Source organism: Actinoplanes sp. KI2 (assembly GCF_025630775.1).
GTDB lineage: Bacteria > Actinomycetota > Actinomycetes > Mycobacteriales > Micromonosporaceae > Actinoplanes.
In genome coordinates, this window is record NZ_JAOSZE010000024.1 from 1 (window position 1) to 17,478 (window position 17,478).

General features: G+C 71.5%; 16 protein-coding genes. 10 read left to right on the forward strand and 6 right to left on the reverse strand.

Annotated features, from left to right (window positions below):
- Window positions 1-542 (reverse strand): Chromate resistance protein ChrB (locus ODJ79_RS24815; protein ID WP_263025964.1); only part of this gene is annotated, 542 nt, incomplete at its 3' end.
- 144 nt (window positions 543-686) lie between these two features.
- On the opposite strand from ODJ79_RS24815, the gene ODJ79_RS24820 reads away from it, so the two are divergent.
- The 3 genes from ODJ79_RS24820 to ODJ79_RS24830 all read left to right on the forward strand — a co-directional run bounded on the left by ODJ79_RS24820 (window position 687) and on the right by ODJ79_RS24830 (window position 3,956).
- Window positions 687-1,364, forward strand: a complete 678-nt coding sequence (locus ODJ79_RS24820; RefSeq protein ID WP_263025965.1) for a response regulator transcription factor — start codon at window positions 687-689, stop codon at window positions 1,362-1,364.
- A gap of 36 nt (window positions 1,365-1,400) precedes the next feature.
- On the forward strand, window positions 1,401-2,879 hold the full coding sequence (locus ODJ79_RS24825) for a sensor histidine kinase (RefSeq protein ID WP_263025966.1): 1,479 nt from the start codon (window positions 1,401-1,403) through the stop codon (window positions 2,877-2,879).
- 168 nt (window positions 2,880-3,047) lie between these two features.
- Complete coding sequence (locus ODJ79_RS24830; RefSeq protein ID WP_263025967.1) at window positions 3,048-3,956, forward strand: phytanoyl-CoA dioxygenase family protein; 909 nt, start codon at window positions 3,048-3,050, stop codon at window positions 3,954-3,956.
- 761 nt (window positions 3,957-4,717) lie between these two features.
- Here the strand turns inward: ODJ79_RS24830 and ODJ79_RS24835 are convergent.
- Together ODJ79_RS24835 and ODJ79_RS24840 are read right to left on the reverse strand one after the other, a co-directional pair.
- Window positions 4,718-6,019 (reverse strand): aspartate aminotransferase family protein, encoded by a 1,302-nt coding sequence (locus ODJ79_RS24835; RefSeq protein ID WP_263025968.1) that lies wholly within the window; start codon window positions 6,017-6,019, stop codon window positions 4,718-4,720.
- Between the two features lie 13 nt (window positions 6,020-6,032).
- Window positions 6,033-7,406 (reverse strand): PLP-dependent aminotransferase family protein, encoded by a 1,374-nt coding sequence (locus ODJ79_RS24840; protein ID WP_263025969.1) that lies wholly within the window; start codon window positions 7,404-7,406, stop codon window positions 6,033-6,035.
- A 190-nt stretch (window positions 7,407-7,596) separates the two neighbouring features.
- Between ODJ79_RS24840 and ODJ79_RS24845 the strand changes: the two genes are divergently transcribed.
- Genes ODJ79_RS24845 through ODJ79_RS24875 form a run of 7 tightly spaced genes read left to right on the forward strand, consistent with a single transcriptional unit; the run spans window position 7,597 to window position 14,342 of the window.
- Window positions 7,597-8,436 carry a nitrilase-related carbon-nitrogen hydrolase gene (locus ODJ79_RS24845; RefSeq protein WP_263025970.1) on the forward strand — a complete coding sequence of 280 codons (840 nt, stop codon included), beginning with the start codon at window positions 7,597-7,599 and terminating at the stop codon, window positions 8,434-8,436.
- Window positions 8,433-9,833 carry a dihydropyrimidinase gene (gene hydA, locus ODJ79_RS24850; RefSeq protein ID WP_263025971.1) on the forward strand — a complete coding sequence of 467 codons (1,401 nt, stop codon included), beginning with the start codon at window positions 8,433-8,435 and terminating at the stop codon, window positions 9,831-9,833. Before ODJ79_RS24845 ends, hydA begins: the two co-directional genes overlap by 4 nt.
- Window positions 9,834-9,843: 10 nt before the next feature.
- On the forward strand, window positions 9,844-10,839 hold the full coding sequence (locus tag ODJ79_RS24855) for a TIGR03842 family LLM class F420-dependent oxidoreductase (protein WP_263025972.1): 996 nt from the start codon (window positions 9,844-9,846) through the stop codon (window positions 10,837-10,839).
- On the forward strand, window positions 10,836-11,678 hold the full coding sequence (locus ODJ79_RS24860; protein WP_263025973.1) for an ABC transporter permease: 843 nt from the start codon (window positions 10,836-10,838) through the stop codon (window positions 11,676-11,678). The genes ODJ79_RS24855 and ODJ79_RS24860 overlap by 4 nt, the downstream gene beginning before the upstream one ends.
- Window positions 11,675-12,460: an ABC transporter ATP-binding protein gene (locus ODJ79_RS24865; protein WP_263025974.1), complete on the forward strand. Its 786-nt coding sequence runs from the start codon at window positions 11,675-11,677 to the stop codon at window positions 12,458-12,460. The genes ODJ79_RS24860 and ODJ79_RS24865 overlap by 4 nt, the downstream gene beginning before the upstream one ends.
- Window positions 12,457-13,206, forward strand: coding sequence for an ABC transporter permease (locus ODJ79_RS24870; RefSeq protein WP_263025975.1), 750 nt, complete (start codon window positions 12,457-12,459; stop codon window positions 13,204-13,206). The genes ODJ79_RS24865 and ODJ79_RS24870 overlap by 4 nt, the downstream gene beginning before the upstream one ends.
- 8 nt (window positions 13,207-13,214) lie before the next feature.
- A complete protein-coding gene (locus ODJ79_RS24875) occupies window positions 13,215-14,342 on the forward strand; it encodes an ABC transporter substrate-binding protein (protein WP_263025976.1) in 1,128 nt (375 codons plus the stop codon).
- Here the strand turns inward: ODJ79_RS24875 and ODJ79_RS24880 are convergent, their stop codons facing one another.
- The 3 genes from ODJ79_RS24880 to ODJ79_RS24890 form a co-directional block, all read right to left on the reverse strand.
- Window positions 14,343-15,167, reverse strand: a complete 825-nt coding sequence (locus ODJ79_RS24880; protein ID WP_263025977.1) for a hypothetical protein — start codon at window positions 15,165-15,167, stop codon at window positions 14,343-14,345.
- A 71-nt stretch (window positions 15,168-15,238) separates the two neighbouring features.
- Complete coding sequence (locus ODJ79_RS24885) at window positions 15,239-15,733, reverse strand: hypothetical protein (protein ID WP_263025978.1); 495 nt, start codon at window positions 15,731-15,733, stop codon at window positions 15,239-15,241.
- A 154-nt stretch (window positions 15,734-15,887) separates the two neighbouring features.
- Window positions 15,888-17,423: a putative bifunctional diguanylate cyclase/phosphodiesterase gene (locus ODJ79_RS24890; protein WP_263025979.1), complete on the reverse strand. Its 1,536-nt coding sequence runs from the start codon at window positions 17,421-17,423 to the stop codon at window positions 15,888-15,890.
- Window positions 17,424-17,478 lie beyond the last annotated feature (55 nt).

The window sequence follows — 17,478 nt, forward strand, 5'->3', positions numbered from 1 at the left end:
CGGGTGCCGTGCAGCGCGCGGAAGACCAGCTCGGCGTAGTTCTCGCAGCCGGCGGCGCAGTTCTTGAGCCGGCGGGCGGCCTCGGCGGCCTCCGGCGCGCCGAACACGTCCCGTGCGGTGAGGTCTCGATGCCAGCGCCGCAGGCGCTCGACGGACTGCTCCTCCTCTTCCAGCTCGGCCAGGGTGAACTTGCCGATCGCGATCTCCTTGGCCAGGCCGCGCTCGAACTTGCCGCAGTCGGCCAGGAACTCGGCCCAGTCGGCCGAGCGGGCGGCGGTGAACATGGCCCGGAAGCGGGCCGCGTCCTCGGCGCCGCGGCCGCTGGCGTGCAGCGTCATCGCCTGCCCGCCGCCCTGCTCGGCCATCGTGATCGCGCGCTCGATGCCACCGGCGAAGACCGGCACGTCCGGCACCGCCCACACGCCCTGGCCGAGCGACAACGCCCCGATCCGGCGCAGCTCGCGCCACACCGCGACCCGGTGCCGCGACGGCTCGGCCGGCACCTTCAGCACCAGCACCACCCATCGGTCGTTGTCTGCCACAAGGATGAATGTAGCAGCCGTTACACGAACGGGTGTGCCGCAGACGCGGACGGCCACGAGCACCGGCGCGGTACGCCACGATGAAAGGAACCTGAAGACGGCGGGCGGCCGTGATGCATTGACCCGGACCGTGGGGAGGTGCACGTGCGGGTACTGGTGGTCGAGGACGAGCAGCGGCTCGCCGAGCTGGTCGCGCGCGGGCTGCGCGAGGCCGGCCACGCCGCCGACGTGCGGCACACCGGCGAGGACGGGCTGCTCGCGGCGATCGGCGGCGACTACGACGCGGTGGTGCTCGATGGCATGCTGCCCGGGCTGGACGGGCTGGACCTGTGTCGCCAGCTGCGGGATCGCGGCGTACGCGTGCCGGTCCTGATGCTCACCGCACGCGGGACCGTGCCCGATCGGGTCGAAGGGCTCGACGCCGGCGCCGACGACTACCTGAGCAAGCCGTTCTCCTTCGACGAGCTGCTCGCCCGGCTGCGGGCCCTGCATCGGCGCACCAACCCGGACCCCGTGACCGTCCTGCGGGCGGGGGACCTGCGGCTCGACCCCGTGACCCGGCGGGTTTTCCGGGACGACGCCGAGATCGCGCTGTCGGCCCGCGAGTTCGACATCCTGGCGCTGCTGATCAGCCGGGCCGGGCAGTGCGTCACCCGCTACCAGATCCTGGACGAGGTCTGGGACGGCGAGACCGACCTGCGCTCCAACGTCATCGACGTCTACATCGCCAGCGTGCGGTCCAAGGTGGACAAGCCGTTCGACCGGCACGCCATCACGACCCTGCGCGGCGCCGGCTACCGGCTCGAAGCGGACGGCGGCTGAGATGCGCTCCCCGCCAAGGCTGCTGCGGCGGCGGCCATGATGCGGTCCCGACTGCGGCGGCTGCCGTTGCGCGTACGGCTGATCGCCGGTTTTGCCGTTTCGATGTTGATCGTCCTGGCCGGCGCGGGCGCCTTCGTCTATCTGCGCGTGCGGTACGCCCTGGATCTGCAGCTCAACGAGGACCTCGAGGCCCAGTCCTCGCTGATCGCCGAGGAGGTCGGCGCCGGGGGCGCGCCCACGGTCGCGCCGGGCATCGAATACCAGATCCTCGACTCCTCCGGCCGGGTGCTGGAGGCCAGCACCGGCAGCACCGGCCTGCCACTGCTCACCGCACACCAGCTCGCCGCCGCCCGATCCGGGCCGGTGCGCGCCGACCTCGGCGACCTCTTCCCGATCAGGCCGGGCACCCTGCGGCTCTATGCCGTTCCCTTGACGCCGTCGACGGGCGCCGTTCCGTTGACGCCGTCGACGGGCGCCGTTCCGTTGACGCCGTCGACGGGCGCCGGCGGGACCGAACTGGCGGGCGGCAGGGCGGCCGTCGCGGTCGTGGCCGGCCGCCGCGATCAGCGCGACGAGGCGCTGCGCGAACTGATCGGCCAGCTCGTGCTCGCCAATCTCGCCGCGCTGGCGGTCGCCTCGGTGGTCGGATATCGGCTCACCCGCGCCGCCCTCGCCCCGGTCGAACGCTACCGCGCCGAGGCCACCCGGATCGCCGCCGACGCCACCGGGCTGCGCCTCGACGTCCCCGCCGGGCGCGACGACGAGCTGACCCGCCTCGGGCACACGCTCAACGACATGCTCGCCGCCCTCGATGCGGCGCTCGACCGGGAACGGCGGTTCGTGCACGACGCCAGCCACGAGCTGCGCACCCCGCTCACCCTGATCAGCACCGAGATCGAGCTGGCTCTGCGGCGATCGCGCAGCACCGCGGAGCTGGAGGAGACGCTGCGGAACGTGGCCGCCGACACGGATCGGCTGCGGCAGCTGGCTGACACGCTGCTCACGGTGGGGGTGCAGGCGCCGCCGGCCGAGGGGGCAACGGCGGACCTGGCGGCGCTGGCGGAAGAGGTCGCGGCGAGTTATCCGGGCGTCTGGGTCGGCCACGATGCCACGGTGAATGCGCAGGCTGACCCCGGGACCGAGCACGACACGACGGCGGTCGCACATGCCGACCCGGACCGGATGCGGCAGGTGCTGACCAATCTGCTGGACAACGCGAGCCGGCACGGGGCGCCGCCGATCACGGTGACGACCGGGCGGGACGGGCCGTTCGTCCAGGTGCGGGTGCAGGATGCCGGGCCCGGGATGGAACCGGAGTTTCTGGCCCGGGCGACCGGCCGGTTCACCCGGGCCGACACCGCGCGGAGCACGCCGGGGACGGGGCTCGGACTGTCGGTTGTGGACGCGATCGTCGCCGCGCACGGCGGAGAGCTTCGCCTGCGCAGCGATGGCGCCGGAACCGTCGTCACCGTGCTGCTGCCGGCCGCCGTACGGCAGGCGGGGCCCGTCGGCTGAACGTCGGCCTGTCGTTTCCGCGACAAAATCCGCCCGAGTTGTCCGGGTCCACAAGGAAATCGAGTCAATTACTTTCAGTAATGTCGAAAAATTTCTCCGAACCCGTGCAACGCATCGCGGCGCCGGTCGCGTCTTCCCCTATGAAGCACCGGATCCCCCGGGGGACAAATGAAGAGCGAAACATTAAGGGGGGCCGCGACGATGGCATTGACCGGGTTCGAGGCGATTACGCCGGAGCAGCGGGCGGAGTTCCAGCGCGAGGGCATTCTGCTGATTCGCGGCGCGCTCACCGAGGAGCACCGCGCCCGGCTCGAGGCCGCGGTCGACCGGGTCTACGCGCAGGAGCGCGAGGCCGGCCGGCTCAAGCCCGACGGCACACTGCACCTGCTCGGCTTCCTCGATCGCGACGAGGCGTTCGGCGAGCTGCTGACCCAGCCCAGCACGTTTCCGTACGTGTGGGGGCTGGCCGGCTGGAACATCTACAGCCACCACAACCATCTCGACGTGACGCCGCCGAACCCGTCCGAGGAGCCGCCTGGCTGGGGCTGGCACCAGGACGGCTACCGGCAGAACTCGGACCCGGAGTCGCTGACCGGCGACCCGCGCCCGATGCTGTCGCTGAAGGTGGCCTACGTGCTGTCCGACCTGTCGCGCACCGGCCGCGGCGCCACCAAGGTCATCCCGGGCAGCCACCTGAGCAACACGCTGCAACGGACCGAGCCCGGCCACGACCCGAGCGGCACCGTCGAGATCACCGCGAACCCGGGCGACTGCTTCGTCTTCGACCGGCGGCTGTGGCACTCGCGGTCGGTCAACCGCAGCACGGTAACCCGCAAAATGCTGTTTGTCGGTTACACCTATCGTTGGGTGCGGCCGCTCGACGACATGCCGATCGACCGGGACAGCGAATGGTGGGCCAATCGCACCCCGGTGCAACGGCAATTGCTCGGCGAAGCAACTCACACCGCCAATTACTGGGGTGTGAACTGGGACGGCTACATCGACGAGAAAATCCCGCTCCGCCACGAATTGCAGAGCCGCGGACTGCTCGACCGCTCCATTCCCTGGCTCCGCTGAGAGACCACGGAGCGTAATCTCCGCCGGTCCCGCCGCGCGCCGGAGCCTCCCCCAGAGCCACCCGGACCGGCGGGACCGGCGGCCGCGCCGCCCGCCCGCGCGCCTACGCCCCGCGCCGCCCGCCCGCGCGCCTACGCCCCGCGCCGCCCGCCCGCGCGCCTACGCCCAGCGCCGCCCGCCCGCGCGCCTTCGCGCCTGCCGCCGCCACCGCGCCCGCCGCCAAGCCTGCGCGTCACCCGCCTGGTACCGCCCCGCGCCGCCGCACGCCCACGCGCCGCCGCACCCACGCGCCCACCGCCACGTCCACGCGGCCGCCGCACGCCCGCGCGCCTGCCACCACGTCACGCGCCCACCGCACGCCTGCCGCCACGGCCACGCGCCCACCGCACGCCCGCGCGCGCCACCACGTCACGCGCCCACCGCACGCCTGCCACCACGCCCGCACGCCTGCCACCACGCCCGCGTGCCTGCCACCACGTCCGCGCGCCTGCCACCACGTCCGCGCGCCTGCCACCACGCCCGCACGCCTGCCACCACGCCGGCGCGCCCGCCGCACGGCCATGTACCCAACCACGCCCGCGACCACGGGCCCCGTGCCCGGGATGAGGAGTCGCACGGCAAGGACCCGCACGCGGCAAGAGCCGGCCCGGCGAACAGGGCCCGCGTGCCGCGGGAGTGGACGCAGGCCGCTTCACCACGTGCCGCACGGTGGTGGCCACGCCTGGGTGGTCGATCGCCCGGCCAGGCCTTGTTGCGCCGGATCAGTGTGCGCGCGACTCGGCGTCGACCCGGGTGATGGCGTCGACGAGGATGGCCAGGCCCTCGCGTGCCTCCTCCTCGGTCAGGGTGAGCGCCGGCCCGATCCGGATCACGTTGCCGTACAGGCCGCCCTTGCCCACCAGCAGGCCGCCGGCCCTGCACTCGTCGGAGACGCGTACGGTCGCGGCCGGGTCCGGCTCGGTGGTGCCGGGACGGACGAACTCGAGGCCCACCATCAGGCCCTTGCCGCGCACCTCGGCGAGAATTGGCAGGTCCAGCGCGCGCAGTCCATCCAGGAGGATCGCGCCGACCCGTGCCGCGTTCGCCTGCAGGTCGTGCGAGAGTACGTAGTCGAGCACCGCGTTGCCCGCCGCCGCCGAGAGCGGGTTGCCGCCGAAGGTCGAGAAGCTGATGGCCGGCACCGCGTTCATCACGGACGCCCGGCCGACGACCCCGCCGAGCGCGAACCCGTTGCCGATCCCCTTCGCGAAGGTGATCAGATCGGGGGTCACGTCGTGCGCCTGATAACCCCAGAAGTGCTCGCCGGTGCGGCCCCACCCGGTCTGCACCTCGTCCGCGATCAGCAGGATCCCGAATTCGTTCAGGACCTTCTGGTACGCGCCGAGCACGCCGTCCGGTGCGGCCACGAACCCGCCGATGCCCTGGATCGGCTCCGCGATCAGCGCCGCCACGTCCCCGGCGGTGACCGTCGCGAGCACCTCGCGCAGGTCGTCCATCGCCGCCTCGGCAATGTCCCCGGCGGAGAGGCCGGCCATCCGCCCGCGCAGCCGGTCGCCGGACGCCAGCCAGGACACGTTGAGCGGGCTGAGCGAGCTGGACGACCAGGACCGGTGCCCGGTGACCGCCATCGTCGCGAACGTGCGGCCGTGATAGCTGTTCTTGATCGCCAGAATCTGGTTGGAGCGGCGCACGTTGGTGGCCATCAGCAGCGCGGTCTCGTTGGCCTCGGAGCCCGAGTTGGTGAGGAACACCCGGGCGTCCGGGATACCGGAGACCCGGGCGATCTTCTCGGCCAGCTCGACCTGCCGGCGGATCAGATACAGCGTCGACGTGTGCACGACGCCGGTGGCCAGCTGCCGCTGCACCGCCTCGTTGATCTCGGCGACGTCGTACCCGATCATGTTGGTCAGCACGCCGCCGAAGAAGTCCAGATAGGAGCGTCCGGAGGCGTCGGTGACCCGCCGGCCGGAGCCGGACACGATCTCGATCGCCTCCTCGCCGTAGTACATCGGCATCCAGTCCGGCAGCACCGCGCGATGCCGCGCGAGCAGGTCGTCGGTCATCGGAAGAACCTCCTTAACGCCAGCCACGCGGATGCGACCGGACTCGGGCGCCACTGCCGCGGCTGTCCAGAATGGCCGCCGACGCGAGCGCGTCGGCGAGGTGGTCGAACCCGTCGGCGACCAGTCCGGCGGTGACCCGCACGTGGTCGGCGCCGAGCGGGGTCACGCAGAACGGCGCGCCGGGTGCGACCGCGATGCCGCGTGCGGCCAGCGAAACCATCGCGATCTGCTGGTCGTCCACCGTCATCCAGAGGTTGATCCCGTCGGCGGCGGTGGCCGACACCCCGCGGTCGTGCAGCCGGGCGAGCAGGGTCGCGCGCCGTTCCGCGTACGCCCGGCGCGCCGCCGCCACCTGCGCGACGGCGCCCGGGTCGGTCAGCAGGTCGAGCAGCACCCCCTGCAGCAGCCGGCTGGACCAGCCCGGACCGAGCAGCCGCCGGTCGGCGACCGCCGAGATGATCACGCCGGGGCCGCCGACCGCGGCCAGCCGCAGGTCGGGTCCGTGGCTCTTGGAGAAGCTGGCCACGTGCACGGTCCGGCCGGGCAGGTGCCGCCCGACGCTGACCGGCGCCGCGGTGGCGATGTCGCCGGCGTGGTCGTCCTCGACCACCACCACCTCCGGGAAGCCGGCCAGCACGGCGGCCAGTTCGGCGGCCCGGGCCGGCGGGATGCTGACCCCGGTCGGGTTGTGCGCCCGCGGCTGGAGGAAGACGGCGACCGCCGGGTATTCCGACAGCACCCCGTGCAGCCGGTCGGGCAGCATGCCGTGCTCGTCCATCGGCACGCCGAGCACCTCCGCGCCGACCGTCTGCAGCAGGTCGAGCAGCGGCGGGAAGGCCGGGTTCTCGACGACCACGTGGTCGCCGAAGCGCACCACCGCGTCGATGACCCGGTCGAGCGCGTCCAGGGCGCCGTCCACGACGGTGATTCCGTCCGGCGGGTACGGCCAGCGGTTGCGCAGCACGGTCTCGAGCATCGGCAGCACCGGCTCGTCGAGGTAGCTGCCGGTCAGCCGCCCGTCGCCGATCCGCTTGAGCGCGTCGCTGAGGTCGGGCAGCAGGTCGTGGTCGGGCACGCCGGTGGACAGGTCGAGCACGGCCGGCGCCTCGGGGTGGCTCATCTGCGCGTACCGGAAGCTCTGCCGGCTGCCGGCCGGCGCGGCGACGAACGACCCGGACCGGCCGCGGGTCTGGATCGCCCCGGCCCGGGTGAGGCTGCGCCACGCCTCGCTGACCGTGGTCGGGCTGACCCCGAGCTCCCGCGCCACGTCACGAACCGTCGGCAGCCGGGAACCGGCCGGCAGCTCGCCCGCGCTCACCAGGCGGCCGACCGCGGCGGCGATCCCCCGAGCGCTGCGATCCTCGACGGCGCCGGCGATGACGCTCAACAAATTTCCCTCGCAGAAACATTTGATTACAGCTGGGCGATTGTCCGGCTCGATGTGTGTCGTTAGTGTCCTACGGCATCCGAACCCTGTACGCAAGCTCTAGCGAAGCACCTATAACGGGGAGTAGACACACGATCACGGGCGCTTCCACCGCGCCACGGAGCTCCAAGATCAAGAGAGAGGGGCAGTCATGACCGACGTCGTTCGCGCCGCCCTCGTCCAGACCACCTGGACGGGTGACAAGGAATCGATGATCAAGGCGCACGAGGACTACGCCCGGGACGCCGCCGCACAGGGCGCCAAGGTGATCTGCTTCCAGGAACTCTTCTACGGACCGTACTTCTGCCAGGTGCAGGACGCCGCCTACTACGAGTACGCCGAGTCGATCCCCGGCCCCACCACCGAGCGCTTCCAGGCGCTCGCCGCCGAGCTGGGCATGGTCATGGTCCTGCCGATGTACGAGAAGGAGCAGGAGGGCGTCCTCTACAACACCGCGGCCGTGGTCGACGCCGACGGCCGCTACCTCGGCAAGTACCGCAAGCACCACATTCCGCAGGTGAAGGGCTTCTGGGAGAAGTTCTACTTCCGGCCCGGCAACCTCGGCTACCCGGTCTTCGACACCGCGGTCGGCAAGGTCGGCGTGTACATCTGCTACGACCGGCACTTCCCGGAGGGCTGGCGCGAGCTCGGCCTGGGCGGCGCGCAGATCGTCTTCAACCCGTCGGCCACCCACCGGGGTCTGTCCAGCTACCTCTGGAAGCTGGAGCAGCCGGCCAGCGCGGTCGCCAACGAGTACTTCATCGGCGCGATCAACCGGGTCGGCAGCGAGCCGCTGGGCGACAACGACTTCTACGGCACGTCCTACTTCGTCGACCCCGAGGGCAAGTTCGTCGGCGAGACCGGCGACCCGCACGAGCCCGAGCTGATCGTCCGCGACCTCGACCTGGGCCTGATCAAGACGGTGCGCGAGCGGTGGCAGTTCTACCGCGACCGCCGGCCGGAGTCCTACACCCGGACGGTGGAGCTGTGAGCATCCTGATCAACGGCGGCACGGTGGTCGGGCCCACCGGGCCCTACGCCGGCGACGTGCTGGTGGACGGCGAGACCATCGCGGCGATCTTCGCACCGGGGAAGGGTCCCGAGGGGCCCGAGATCATCGACGCCACCGGGAAGTACGTGATCCCCGGCGCGGTCGACGCGCACACGCACATGGAGCTGCCGTTCGGCGGCACGCACGCCAGCGACACCTTCGACACCGGCACCAGGGCCGCGGCGATCGGCGGCACCACCACGATCGTCGACTTCGCGGTGCAGCGCTACGGCGAGGTGGTGCAGGACGGGCTGGCCGCCTGGCACGGGAAGGCCGACGGCAACTGCCACATCGACTACGCCTTCCACATGATCCTCGGCGGCGTGGACGACGACGCGCTCAAGGCCATGGACCAGTTGGTCGCGACCGAGGGCATCACCAGCTTCAAGCTGTTCATGGCGTACCCCGGGGTCTTCTACTCCGACGACGGCCAGATCCTGCGCGCCATGCAGAAGGCGCGGGAGAACGGCGCCATGATCATGATGCACGCGGAGAACGGCCCGGCCATCGACGTGCTGGTCAAGCAGGCCCTCGAACGCGGCGAGACCGACCCGATCTTCCACGGCCTGACCCGGCCGCAGGCGCTCGAGGCCGAGGCGACCAGCCGGGCGATCTGGCTCGCCAGCGTGGCCGCCGACTGCCCGCTCTACATCGTGCACCTGAGCGCCTCGAAGGCCCTCGAGCAGGTGAAGGCCGCCCGCGACCTGGGTCGCAACGTGTTCGCCGAGACCTGCCCGCAATACCTGTACCTGACGCTCGAGGACCAGCTCGGCGCGCCCGGCTTCGAGGGCGCCAAGTGGGTCTGCTCCACTCCCCTGCGCAGCAAGTACGAGAGCCACCGGGCCGACCTCTGGCAGGGCCTGCGCACCAACGACCTCTCGGTGGTGTCGACCGACCACTGCCCGTTCTGCATGAAGGATCAGAAGGAGCTGGGCCTCGGCGACTTCTCCAAGATCCCGAACGGGATCGGCAGCGTCGAGCACCGGGTCGACCTGCTCTACCAGGGCGTCGTGGACCAGAAGCTGTCCCTCGCGCGCTGGGTGGAGACGATCGCCACCACCCCGGCCCGGATGTTCGGCCTCTACCCGCGCAAGGGCATCATCGCGCCGGGCTCGGACGCCGACATCGTGCTCTACGACCCGGCCGGGCGCACCCGGATCAGCGTCGAGACGCACCACATGAACATGGACCACTCGGCCTGGGAGGGCTGGGAGATCGACGGCCGGGTCGACACGGTCATGTCCCGCGGCGAGGTGATCGCCTCGGGCGGCGAGTACACCGGGCGCGCCGGCCGAGGCCAGTACCTCAAGCGCGGCCTCTCCGACTACCTGCTCTGAGGCGACACACATGGACATTGGGGTAGTGCTGCAAAACGACCCGCCCGCGATGGGCGTGGTCGAGATGGCGAAGAAGGCCGAGGCGGCCGGCTTCAGCCACGTGTGGACGTTCGACTCGCACGTGCTGTGGCAGGAGCCGTTCGTCGTCTACTCGAAGATCCTCGACGCGACCGAACGGGTGGTCGTCGGCCCGATGGTCACCAACCCGGGCACCCGGGACTGGACGGTCACCGCGTCGCAGTTCGCCACGCTCAACGAGATGTACGGCAACCGGACGATCTGCGGTATCGGCCGGGGCGACTCGGCGCTGCGGGTGCTCGGCCTGCAACCGCAGACCCTGGGCCAGCTGCGCGAGTCGGTACAGGTGATCAAGGCGCTCGGCAACGGCGAGGCGGTGACCGTACGCGGACAGGAGCTCCAGTTCGCCTGGGCGCCGCAGAGCCGGCTCGAGGTCTGGGTCGCGGCCTACGGTCCGAAGGCCCTCGCGCTGACCGGGGAGGTGGGCGACGGGTACATCCTCCAGCTCGCCGACCCGGACATCGCGGCGTGGATGATCGCCGCGGTCCGCCGAGCGGCCGAACGGGCGGGCCGGGACCCCCTCGCCATCAAATTCTGCGTGGCCGCCCCGGCGTACGTGGGAAACGATCTTGATCATCAACGGGACCAGACCCGGTGGTTCGGCGGCATGGTGGGCAACCACGTCGCCGACATCGTCGCCCGGTACGGCGCGGACGGCGCGGTGCCGCAGGTGCTGACCGACTACATCAAGGGCCGGCCGGGCTACGACTACGCCGAGCACGGCCGGGCCGGGAACACGCACACCACGTTCGTGCCGGACGAGGTGGTCGACCGGTTCTGCATCCTCGGACCGGTCGAGCACCACCTCAAGCGCCTGGCCGAGCTGCGTGACCTGGGCGTCGACCAGTTCGCGGTGTACCTGCAACACGACGCGAAGGAGGAGACCCTGGCCGCGTACGGGTCGCAGATCATCCCGGCGTTCACGTGAGAAGAGCCCTGTACGTCCTCGCCGGGGTGGCCGTGCTCGCGCTGCTCTGGGAAGGCTACAAGCTCGTCGGCAGCCCGGACGGCACGGTGCTGTTCGGGGTGCGGGTCCTGCCGCGCGCGGACGACCTGTCGATGCCGCACCTGTGGACGGTGCTGCAACGGCTGGTCCGCCCGGAGCTCACCGGCGGCCGGCCGGTCGGGCTCGTGGTGCTGCAGGCGTGCCTGTTCACCCTCGGCATCACGGCCGTCGGCTTCCTGGTCGGGGCGCTGGTCGGGCTGCTGCTGGCGGTCGCGATGCAACGGTTCCGGCTGGTCGAGCGGGGGCTGCTGCCGTACGTGATCCTCTCCCAGACCGTGCCCCTGGTGGCGCTCGCGCCGCTGGTGGCCGGCTGGGGTGGCACCATCATGCCGCCCTGGGCGACGGTCGCGGTGATCGCGGCGTACCTGGCGTTCTTCCCGGTCGCGGTCGGCATGTTGCGCGGTCTGCAGTCGCCGGCCGCGAGCGGGGTGGAGCTGATGCGCAGCTACGCGGCCGGGTGGTGGCGGACGCTGGTCAAGCTGCGGCTGCCGGCCGCACTGCCGTACCTGTTCCCGGCGCTGCGGCTGGCCGGTGCGGCCGCGGTGGTCGGCGCGGTGGTCGGCGAGATCTCCACCGGCACCCGCGGCGGGATCGGCCGCCTGATCATCGAGTACTCCCGCGAGGCGACCAGCGACCCCGCCAAGGTCTACACCGCGATGCTCGGCGCCGCCCTGCTGGGCCTGGTCGTCGCCGGCGCCGTCACCCTGTTCGAGCTGCCGCTGATGCGGCACCGGCGCCACGTGGAGGTGGTGACCCTATGACCGCTGTTGAGCTCGACAAGGTGACCAAGGTCTTCAACCAGGGACGGTCCGACGCGGTGACCGCGCTGTCCGAAGTCGACCTGACCGTCGCCGACGGCGAGTTCGTGTCGCTGATCGGGCCGTCCGGCTGCGGCAAGAGCACGCTGCTGCGGCTGATCGCCGACCTGATCGAGCCCACCACCGGCACCGTCCGGGTGGCCGGCAAGGACGCCGGCCGGGCCCGCCGCGACCAGGACTACGGCATCGCCTTCCAGCAGGCCGGGCTCTTCGAGTGGCGGACCGTGCGGCGCAACGTCGAGCTGCCCCTCGAACTGCGCGGGATGGGCCGGGCCGAGCGCAAGGACCGGGCCGAGCAGATGCTGGCGCTGGTCGGGCTGGCCGAGTTCGCCGGGCACTACCCGGCCCAGCTCTCCGGGGGCATGCAGCAGCGGGTGGCGATCGCGCGGGCCCTCGCCGTACAACCGCCGCTGTTGTTGATGGACGAGCCGTTCGGCGCGCTGGACGAGATGACCCGGGAACGGCTGCAATCCGAGCTGCTCGGGATCTGCGCCCAGACCGGCACGAGCACGGTCTTCGTCACCCACTCGATCTCCGAGGCGGTGTTCCTGTCGAACCGGGTGGTGGTGATGTCGGCCCGGCCCGGCCGGATCACCGCGGCGATCGACGTGGACCTGGCGGCCCGCGACGAGGCGGCCCGGCAGTCGGACAAGTACTTCGAGCACGTGACGGCCGTCCGGCAGGCGCTGCGCGGCGTACCGGCACCTTCGACGAGCGCGACATGAGAGTTCTTCCGCCCGTGCTCGTCGGGATAGCCGCGATCGTCGCCTGGCAGCTGACCGTGACGCTCGGCCGGATCGCGCCGTTCATCCTGCCGGCCCCCTCGGAGATCTGGGAGCAGCTGGTCGAGCAGCGGCAGAACGTGTGGGAGGCCGCCCTGGCCAGCGGCGCGAACGCCCTGATCGGACTGATCGCCGGCGCGGTCGTCGCGGTGCTCGCCGCCATGATCGCGAGCTGGTTCCGGCCGATCGCCGAGATCTCGGTCCCGTTCGCCGCGGTGGTCAGCGCGCTGCCGATCATCGCGCTCGCCCCGATCCTCAACAACATGTTCGAGACGACCAGCAGCATTCCCCGCCGGCTGGTCGCCGCGATCATCGTGTTCTTTCCGGTCTTCCTCAACACGCTGCGCGGCCTGCGCGAGGTCAACCCCATCCATCAAGAGCTGATGCGCACGTACGCCGCCGGGGGCTGGACGTTCGCCACCAAGGTCCGGCTCCCCGGTGCTCTCCCCTACGTCTTCACCGGCCTGCGACAGGCGTCTTCGCTGGCCGTGATCGCGGCGGTGGTCGCCGAGTACTTCGGTGGCCTGCAGAACGGGCTCGGCTCGCGGATCACCTCCGCGGCCGCGTTCACCGCCTATCCCCGTGCCTGGGCCTTCGTGGTCGGCGCCTGCCTGCTCGGACTCGTCTTCTATCTCACCACGCTCCTGTTGGAACGCCTGGCCATGCCCTGGCGATCGCGCCTTATTTAGGAGAATATGTGAAAAGGTTCCGGATATTTACGGTTTTTTCGGCCCTGCTGCTTGCCGCCTGCGGCACGGCTGATCAGGCCAAGACGACCCCCGCCGCGAGCGGGTCTTTGACGCCGATCAAACTGCAGCTCCAGTGGTTCTTCCAGGCCCAGTTCGCCGGCTACATCGCCGCCGTGGACCAGGGCTTCTACAAGGAGCAGGGCCTGGACGTCCAGCTGTTGGAGGGCGGCGTCGACATCGTGCCGCAGACCGTGCTGGCCCAGGGCAAGGCCGATTATGCGGTCGCCTGGGTGCCCAAGGCGCTCGCCTCCCGCGAACAGGGCGCCGGCATCACCGACGTCGCGCAGATCTTCGCCCGCTCCGGCACGTACCAGGTCGCCTGGAAATCCAGCGGGATCACCTCGCCGGCCCAGTTCAAGGGCAAGAAGATCGGCAACTGGGGCTTCGGCAACGAGTTCGAGCTGTTCGCCGGGATGACCAAGGCCGGGGTCGACCCGGGCAAGGACGTCACCCTGGTGCAGCAGCAGTTCGACATGCAGGCGCTGCTCAAGCACGAGATCGACGCGGCCCAGGCGATGAGTTACAACGAGTACGCCCAGCTGCTGGAGGCGAAGAACCCGGCGACCGGCAAGCTGTACACCGCCGACGACTTCTCGATCATCGACTGGAAGCAGAACGGCTCGGCCATGCTGCAGGACGCGGTCTGGGCGAACACGTCGAAGCTGAGCGATTCGGCGTACCAGCAACAGACCGTGAAGTTCTTGATCGGCACGATCAAGGGCTGGGCGTTCTGCCGGGACAACCCGGAGAAGTGCCGGGACCTGGTGGTGGCCAAGGGCTCGAAGCTCGGCAAGAGTCACCAGCTGTGGCAGATGAACGAGGTCAACAAGCTGATCTGGCCGTCCACCGGCGGCATCGGTGTGATCGACGACGCGGCCTGGAAGCAGACCGTGGACATCTCGCTGACCACCAAGAACCAGACCGGCGACACGGTGCTGAAGAAGGCGCCGGACGCGACCGCGTACACCAACGACTACATCAACCAGGCGATCACCCAGGCCAAGGCGGCCGGGGTGGACGTGAACGGCGCCTCGTTCCAGCCGCAGACCGTCACCCTCGAGGCGGGCGGCGCCTGATCAGAGAGGAATGAGCCGGGCCGCGAGGGCGATCGCACCGAGGTCGCCCTCGCGCAGCAAGGCGGCCGCGCTCTCCTCGCCGAGCGCCTCGAGCCGGCGCGCGGAGGCCTCGATCAGCGTCTCCTCCCCGTTGAGCAGCCGGCGGGCCATCCTCGCCTGGATCGGGGTGAGCTTGGCGAACGCGCTTCGGTCCAGCGCCTGCATGGTCTCGACGTCGAGACTGCGGGCCAGCGCCCGCTCGGTGACGGTCTTGAGGAGCCAGGTCGGCCACCACAGGTACTTTCCGACGATCAGGCCGGCCCGCACCGCCTCGGCCGGCGCGTGACCGGCCCGCAGCAGCCGGACGGCCAGCGAGGTGTCGAAGCGCTCCAGCCGCATGGCGCTGACGAAGACCTTCAGCAGCGGCGAGGTGCCGACCATCGGCTCGGCCTCGGCGGCGGCCTCGGCGGCGTCGCCCGCCAGGGCCTGGCAGGCCACGTTCGTCTCGACGATCCCGGAGTCGTCGCTGGTGGACCGCTCGGCCAGCCGCTCGAGGGTGGCCATCAACCGATCGAGCTGCTTCTCGGCCCGCTCGGCAAGCTCCAGGCTGGCCGTCTTGGCCAGGTGGCGTACCACCAGGTCGGCGGCGAGCTCGGCCTCGCGGCGCAGCAGCGGCGACGGGATCTTCGGGATGACCAGGTCGGTGATGCCCTCGGTCACGATGGCGAGGTCGAAGTGGGCGGAGAGCGCCTGGAACTGTTGCCACCAGGAGGCGGGGTGCCCGCCGTGGTCCGTCTCGACGCGCGCAGCATGGCGCACCACACCGCCGTCCACGCCCGGATTCACGATCGGAACTCCTCTTCAGCCATAGCTGCACTCCAATCGACCGGAGGGGGCGCGAGATGAGGGAAAGGCGCTCAGGACTCCCAGGGCAGCTCGGCCGCCTCGGTGGCCTCGAGCGCCGCCGAATGCCGTGGCGCGGGCAGGTCGGCGACCGTGTGCCAGCCGCCCTTGGCCTTCGCCGCCTCCCGGGTCACCAGGTGCACCGGCAACGGCGGCGGGCGGAACGGCCCCGACCCCCAGCGCACCCAGATCGCCAAGCGCCCCTCCGCGGCCTCGGCCAGCAGCTTGTCGACCGTACGCTGCCGGTCCAGCCGATCCACCTCGACCGCGATCGGCTGCGCCCCGCCGGGCCGGGCGCAGGCCACGTCCAGCACCGAGTGACCCTTCAGCGGCGGCGGCAGCGGGAAGACGCTGGGCGCCCGGCGGTAGACCCGCCAGCCCCGCGACTCACCCCACTGGGCGACGGCGTCGACGATCCGGGCCGTCGCCGCGGCCTCGGCGAGATCCGTGAAGTGCAGGTCGTGCAGCCAGGCCGCGAGCGACTCGGCGGTGCGCGTGCCGTCGTCCATCGCCGTACCTTAGACGCCCGCCACGCCGCCGACACCGCCCGCTGCACCGCCGCGACAACCACCCGCCGCAGCGCCGACAATCACCCGCTACGCCGCCGACACCGCCCGCTGCACCGCCGCGACAACCACCCGCCGCAGCGCCGACAATCACCCGCTACGCCGCCGACACCGCGCGCTGGGCCGCCAGCAGACGGGCGACCTCCTCGGCCGGCATCGGCCGGGCCAGGTGGAAGCCCTGGCCCAGCGAGTAGCCCAGCGCCCGCAATCGCTCGGCCTGCTCCTCGTTCTCGATGCCCTCGGCCACCGCGTCCAGCTCGAGTGCGCCGGCCATCTGGATCACCGCACGGGCGACCGCCTGCCGGGCCGCCGCCTCCGGGGTGTCCGGGTCGTCCAGCTCGATGCCGTCGACGAATGACTTGTCCAGCTTCACGATCGAGGCCGGGAACGCCCGGAGCAGCGACAGCGAGGACTCGCCCGTGCCGAAGTCGTCCAGGGCCAGGCGTACGCCCATCTTGTGCAGCTCGTGCAGCGTGCGCGACACCTGCTGGCCGCGCAGCACGGCCGACTCGGTGAGCTCCAGCACCAGCAGCGAGCCCGGCATGCCGCTGTCGGCCAGGGCGGCGCGCACGTCGTCGACGAAGTCGGGGTCGTGCAGCTGGCGGGCCGAGACGTTCGGGCCGGCCTTCCGCAGCGCCCCCGGACCGAACTCGGCCAGCCAGGCGGCGGCCTGCCGGCAGGTCTCGCGCAGCACGAACCGGCCCAGCGGCACGATCAGCCCGGTGCGCTCGGCGACCGGGATGAACTCGGCCGGCGCGATCACCCCACGGGCCGGGTGGTGCCAGCGAACCAGCGCCTCCACCCCGATCACCCGGTTGTGATGCAGATCGACGAGCGGCTGGTAGACGACGCGGAAGTCGCCGGCCTCCAGGCCGCCGCGCAGCTCGGCGCCGAGCTGGGCGTCGGCCACCGCCGGGCGTTCCATGCCGGGCGCGAAGCGCACCCAGTTGTCCTTGCCGCGCTGCTTGGCCGCGAACAGGGCGGTGTCGGCGTCGCGCATCAGGTGGTCCAGCGGGGTGCCGGCCGGGGCGGTGGCCAGGCCGGCGCTGGCGTGCACGAGCAGCCGGTGCTCGCTCAGCGGGCCGTCCAGCACCGCGCCGATCCGGCCGATCAGCTCGTCCGTGTCGACCGCCGGATCGGCCACCAGGATCGCGAACTCGTCACCGCCGAGCCGGGCCGCCAGGCCGTCCCCGCCGACCGCCTCGTCCAACCCCTCGGCCGCCGCGACCAGCAGGTCGTCGCCGATGGTGTGGCCGAGCGAGTCGTTGACCGCGGTGAAGTCGTCGAGGTCGACCATCACCACGGTGGCCGGGCCGGCCTCGAGGGCGGCCCCGAGCCGGTCGCGGAACAGGGCGCGGTTGGCCAGGCCGGTCAGCGAGTCGTGGGTGGCGTCGTAGCCGAGCCGCCGCTGGGCCTCCCGCTGGGCGCGCAGCAGCCGCTGGTTCTCCCGGTGGCCGAGGACCTGGCGCAGCGAGGCGAGCAGGGTGACCGGGACGGCGAGCAGCACGACCACCCGGCCGGGCCAGGTCATCGGCCCGAAGACGGCGGCGCCCCAGAGCAGCGTGACGCACCCGCCGAAGACGATCAGGCGGTCCAGGAGGACCAGCAACCAGCGGCGGCGGTGATCGATCATGCCGCAGGTCATCGGCCGTGACGTCAGTCACTGTAGGAAATGTCACCGTCACTCT

Excerpts from the sequence above, each read along its gene's own strand:
- ODJ79_RS24825 (WP_263025966.1), top strand. The coding sequence starts at position 1,401 with ATGATGCGGTCCCGACTGCGGCGGCTGCCGTTGCGCGTACGGCTGATC.
- ODJ79_RS24830 (WP_263025967.1), top strand. The coding sequence starts at position 3,048 with ATGAAGAGCGAAACATTAAGGGGGGCCGCGACGATGGCATTGACCGGG.
- ODJ79_RS24835 (WP_263025968.1), bottom strand. The coding sequence starts at position 6,019 with ATGACCGACGACCTGCTCGCGCGGCATCGCGCGGTGCTGCCGGACTGG.
- ODJ79_RS24845 (WP_263025970.1), top strand. The coding sequence starts at position 7,597 with ATGACCGACGTCGTTCGCGCCGCCCTCGTCCAGACCACCTGGACGGGT.
- ODJ79_RS24855 (WP_263025972.1), top strand. The coding sequence starts at position 9,844 with ATGGACATTGGGGTAGTGCTGCAAAACGACCCGCCCGCGATGGGCGTG.
- ODJ79_RS24865 (WP_263025974.1), top strand. The coding sequence starts at position 11,675 with ATGACCGCTGTTGAGCTCGACAAGGTGACCAAGGTCTTCAACCAGGGA.
- ODJ79_RS24870 (WP_263025975.1), top strand. The coding sequence starts at position 12,457 with ATGAGAGTTCTTCCGCCCGTGCTCGTCGGGATAGCCGCGATCGTCGCC.
- ODJ79_RS24885 (WP_263025978.1), bottom strand. The coding sequence starts at position 15,733 with ATGGACGACGGCACGCGCACCGCCGAGTCGCTCGCGGCCTGGCTGCAC.
- ODJ79_RS24890 (WP_263025979.1), bottom strand. The coding sequence starts at position 17,423 with ATGATCGATCACCGCCGCCGCTGGTTGCTGGTCCTCCTGGACCGCCTG.